Genomic DNA, 4,344 nt, shown 5'->3' on the forward strand with positions numbered 1-4,344 from the left:
CAAACCCATCAAAACACCCTGCTGCAATCGGACAAACTGCAGCTCAGCAGCAAGGGCAATACCGTGCTGAACGGTGCTCAAGCCCATGCAAAACGCATCGACGCCGAAGTCGGCGGCACACTGCACATCGAAAGCCCGCAGGACACTGTCGAACAGGAAAGCAAACAAAGCGGCGGCGGCATCCGCGCCCAAGTCGCGCTCGGTACCGCATGGAGCGTATCCGGCAACTACAACCAAAGCAAAGCCAGCGGCCACAGCCGCAGCGTCGGCAGCCAAAGCGGTCTCTTTGCCGGCGAAGGCGGCTACCACATCACAGCCGATAGCGTCCGGCTTAAAGGCGGTGCCATCGCTTCTGCCGCAGATAAAGATCACAACGAACTGACCGCCCGCAGTTTCAGCTTTGAAGACATCCGCAACGAAAGCAGCTACAGCGCCAGCAGCATGGGCATCGGCGCCGGCTACGGCGGCAGCCTGAAAGGCAGCGGCGGCTTCAATCAAAGCGCCTTCGGCCGTGCGTCCCAAACCGCCGGCCAAAACATCAAGCAAGGCCTCAACTACAGCCCCACCCTGCCGCAACATGAAAGCGGCGGCAGCCAAGGCTATACCCGCTCCGTACTCAGCGAAGGCAACATCACCATCGGCGACCAAGCCACCAGCGCCCGCGCACTCGGCATCCAAACCGATCTGCAAAACGCCCACCGCAGCGCCGAAGCCGTACCCGATCTGCAAAACCTACTCGACAAACAGCAAACCGTCGCCCAATCGACTGCCGTCATCCACAGCGCCGTTGCCACCTATAGTGGCAACCGTGCCAAAGCGGCAGCCGAAGAGCTGGAAAAACAACAGGCCGCTTACGAAGGCCGTCTGAAAGAGCAAAACGACGGCAGTTATGAGCAATATGCCGGTAAAAGCGACAGCGAACGGCTGTCCATGAGGCTGGGGAACGCGAAGTATGCCCAAGCTTACCAAGAAGCCCGAAGCTGGGGCGTAGGCGGCAGCAAAAGCCGTGCGCTTAGCGCCGCCGAAACCCTGATTACCGGCGCATTGGGCGGCCAGGGTGATTTACAGCTGGCGGCCAATACGTTGGCGCCGTATGCCGCAGCCGCCATCGGCAAGCGCTTCGGCCACGGTGAAAACAAAAACGAAGCCGCGCAAGCAATCGGCCACTTTATGCTCGGTGCCGCCTTGGCCTACGCCAACGGCGCCGACCCGCTTGCCGGCGGCAGCGCTGCCGTTGCCGCCGAACGCGCAGCCGAATACCTGGCCAAACAATACGACGACGGCAAGACCGCGATTGACCCGATAAGCGGAAAATTCAATCCCAACCTTCTGCCCGAGCACATTAAAGAAGAGATCAAAGCGCAGACCGGGGCGCTTGCTTCGGTGGTGGGTGCGGCCGGAGGCAGTCTGAACGGCACGAACAGCAGCAACGGAGCGTTGTTTGATGCGCAAGTTGCCGGGACGGTCGGACAGAATGCGGTGGAGAATAACTATCTGAGCAAAGAAGAAACCATCGAGTTTGAAAGAAGATTGGAACAATGCGCGATAGGCGATAAAAAATGTCTGGATGAAACATTTGCAGACGCCCGTATGCGCAGCGCAAAAAACCGCAATGATTTGATACTGCAATGCCAACGCGGAGGCGACCAAGATCCTGCGTGCGCCGCGAAAAAAGTTGAAATACGTGAAGGCTTGCAATATGTCACCAGTGAAGAATATGCGCCGCTTTATGCAAGCAGGCAGTATCCACCCAGAAGAAAATGGGCTCAACTTGAGCCTGTTACACAAACCGATTCTATTTCACCTAACCAAGCAGGAGACGATGCAAAAAACTTACCGGTCGTTACCGTTCTCCCCGATTGGATCGGCAAAGAAGGTTACAGCAGCCGGCACTTTATCATTTGGGAAAATATGACCGATATTGCCTATTTGGAGAGTGACCGTCAAAAAGCTGCCGATATCACCCATTATCTCGACGGCATTTCATTTAACCACACCAATCAGCGTAAGAGCCTGTTACGTCCGTCCGATTTTTGGTACACCCTTCGTGGCGCTTTCTCAGTAGGAAAATCGCCCCGTCTCGGCAATCTCCCCCAGCAGGTAGCTGATGGCCAACAGCCGGACAAACCATTTACTGAGCGGGCAGTTGAGAAAGTCTTCAGTGCCCCATTTGACATACGCGTTGCCGATCGTATCTTGATTGATACCGGAGAAGGCATTATCGGTCTCGGTGAAGGATTATGGAACGGAGGGAAGTACGTCATTCAAAATCCGGATCGGGTCTGGAATAAGCTGGAACAGTTGGCTACCAACCAAGAGGAGCGGGATAAAGTAATCGATTCTGCCGGTACAGCCATCCGGCACGAATGGAGCCTGTTCAAACGGCATAGCAGCAATTTCGGACATGCTGTTGCCAATGGCAATTTGGGTGATGCGGTCGATGACATGGAAACGGCTACAGCCAATGTAGGCGGTTTTATCGTTCCCGGAAAAGCTGCAAAACACGGTGGAGAAATCATCAGTAAAGGGGTTCGCTATGTAGGCGGGAATTTGGTTGGCGAAAGCGGGAGGTTTGCGCGAAAAGTCGCAGACAACGGGAAGCAAGAGCTTCAAAAAATAAAGGAAGGCTTTGACAATTTCTGCCATGGTGCGCAATGCGGACTGGCCACACCGGAGGGTATCGGATTGCCGCACAGAGTGCAGCCTGAAAGCCCGTCTCTTCCAATGGAAAGCCGTGCGCACGGCAAGGGCGGCACCAAATCCGGCGCAACCGGCAAAGGCAGCACATCAGCCAAAGGAAGCGGGCAGCCCGAATCTTCGCCACCCAAAGGCGGCACGGCGGGAGAGAAGTTTGACAAAGCGGTAGGCAATGTTGCGGAGAAAGTCGGACAAGGGAATGCGGTATATGATCAGACCTTTGGCAAGCAGGGCGGAATCGGGCGTCTGGAAGAAAATGTGCACAACAAACAGCCTCCCGCCCGCAATAACCGCTTGAACACGAATAACTCGAAACTTCAGAATAGCACCCAAACTATTTCGTCTGATACAATTATCAAAGACGGATCGCATTTTGATCAGAAAGGAAAACTAAAACCAAATGTAACATATCAAGCCGGAGAGTTTGAATATATATACCAAACTGATCATCTTGGGCGGTTAAAAACATGGGAAGCACAAGAGCTTCAGTTAACCAAACGTTCCGACAGGCTTCATCATAACCCTAATACTCCGGGAAAACTCAGTGGTGATCATGCTGGTCATTTGGCGGGAGATAGATTTGGCGGGTCTCCAAAGTTGGATAATCTGGTATCCCAGCTTAGCGGAGTTAATTTAAGCAATTATAAAATTCTAGAAAATGAATGGGCAAATGCATTAATGGAAAAGAAACGCGTAACGGTAAATGTTGATATACAATACAAGGGAAATAGTTTAAGGCCAGATCATTTTGTTATTCAATATGAAATTGATGGCATTAAAAAAGTTGAAAAGATTTACAACACAGGAAAGTAAAAATGAAATTTGAAGATAAGATATCAGAAATACAAGAACGTATGCTTAGCTTGGCACTTGAATTTTCAGGAGAGGGGGTTACCGCTGTCTATATATATGGTGCAAGGGAAAGAAACGTATTGTCTTTTGATGCTTTTTTTAAAGTGGGTAATAAAATTATGAGAAAGGAGTCTTTTAATACAAAAGAGATTCAATGGCAGTTTCTTAATCTTGGAATGGAAGATTATTCGGAACTATGCTCTGTCTTTGCCGAGAATCATCAGGAAATTCCAACTCAGTTGAAACTCATATATGACAATGTAAATCAGAAAGCATCCGCTAATTATTCATATGAAAAATTTTTCTCGCATAGAGATGATTTAACACCGGGTAATATTTTTGAACAATGGTTTAAAGAAGAAAAGCAAAAAACAGAAAACCCGTATGGCTAATCATGATTCCATAATGCAGATTAAAGGCAGCCCGAAACCCCATTCAGGCTGTCGTTTGCATTTGGGCACGCTGGCTTTCAGCCTGCTGCTCGGTTTCGGTTCGGCTCTGATTGTGCCCGCCGCCGCAGCCGCAGCACGCAGGTGCAGGATGGCAGCAGCGCCGAAGCCGTCGGCAGCTCGCTGACGGCCGGCCGCCATCTCAGCATCCGTGCCACCGAAGGCAACATCGAAGCCAAAGGCACACAAATCTCCGCCGAAGGCGATGCCCTGCTGTATGCCCGCGACGACATCCGACTGCTGGCCGCGGCCGACAGCCGCCGGCAAACCGGCAGCAGCAAGCGTAGCGGTTTCTCCATCGACAACCGCGACCATATCACCCCCTTCGGCACCTTTAACGATCAGG

At 52.0% G+C, this 4,344-nt stretch carries 4 protein-coding genes; all 4 read left to right on the forward strand.

Translation table 11 applies throughout. The annotated features are described in order from the left end of the window. Nucleotides 1-3,510 (forward strand): DNA/RNA non-specific endonuclease (locus ACTHRE_RS10975; RefSeq protein ID WP_440345274.1); only part of this gene is annotated, 3,510 nt, incomplete at its 5' end. Between the two features lie 2 nt (nucleotides 3,511-3,512). Further along, nucleotides 3,513-3,941 (forward strand): hypothetical protein, encoded by a 429-nt coding sequence (locus ACTHRE_RS10980; protein ID WP_070461644.1) that lies wholly within the window; start codon nucleotides 3,513-3,515, stop codon nucleotides 3,939-3,941. Continuing rightward, nucleotides 3,934-4,125: a hypothetical protein gene (locus tag ACTHRE_RS10985; RefSeq protein WP_083323879.1), complete on the forward strand. Its 192-nt coding sequence runs from the start codon at nucleotides 3,934-3,936 to the stop codon at nucleotides 4,123-4,125. The genes ACTHRE_RS10980 and ACTHRE_RS10985 overlap by 8 nt, the downstream gene beginning before the upstream one ends. Next, the coding region (locus tag ACTHRE_RS10990; protein WP_440345076.1) for a hemagglutinin repeat-containing protein at nucleotides 4,083-4,344 on the forward strand (262 nt) is incomplete at its 3' end. The genes ACTHRE_RS10985 and ACTHRE_RS10990, both read left to right, overlap by 43 nt.

The organism is Neisseria sp. P0001.S007, from assembly GCF_051963655.1.
Taxonomy (GTDB): Bacteria; Pseudomonadota; Gammaproteobacteria; order Burkholderiales; family Neisseriaceae; genus Neisseria; species Neisseria subflava_A.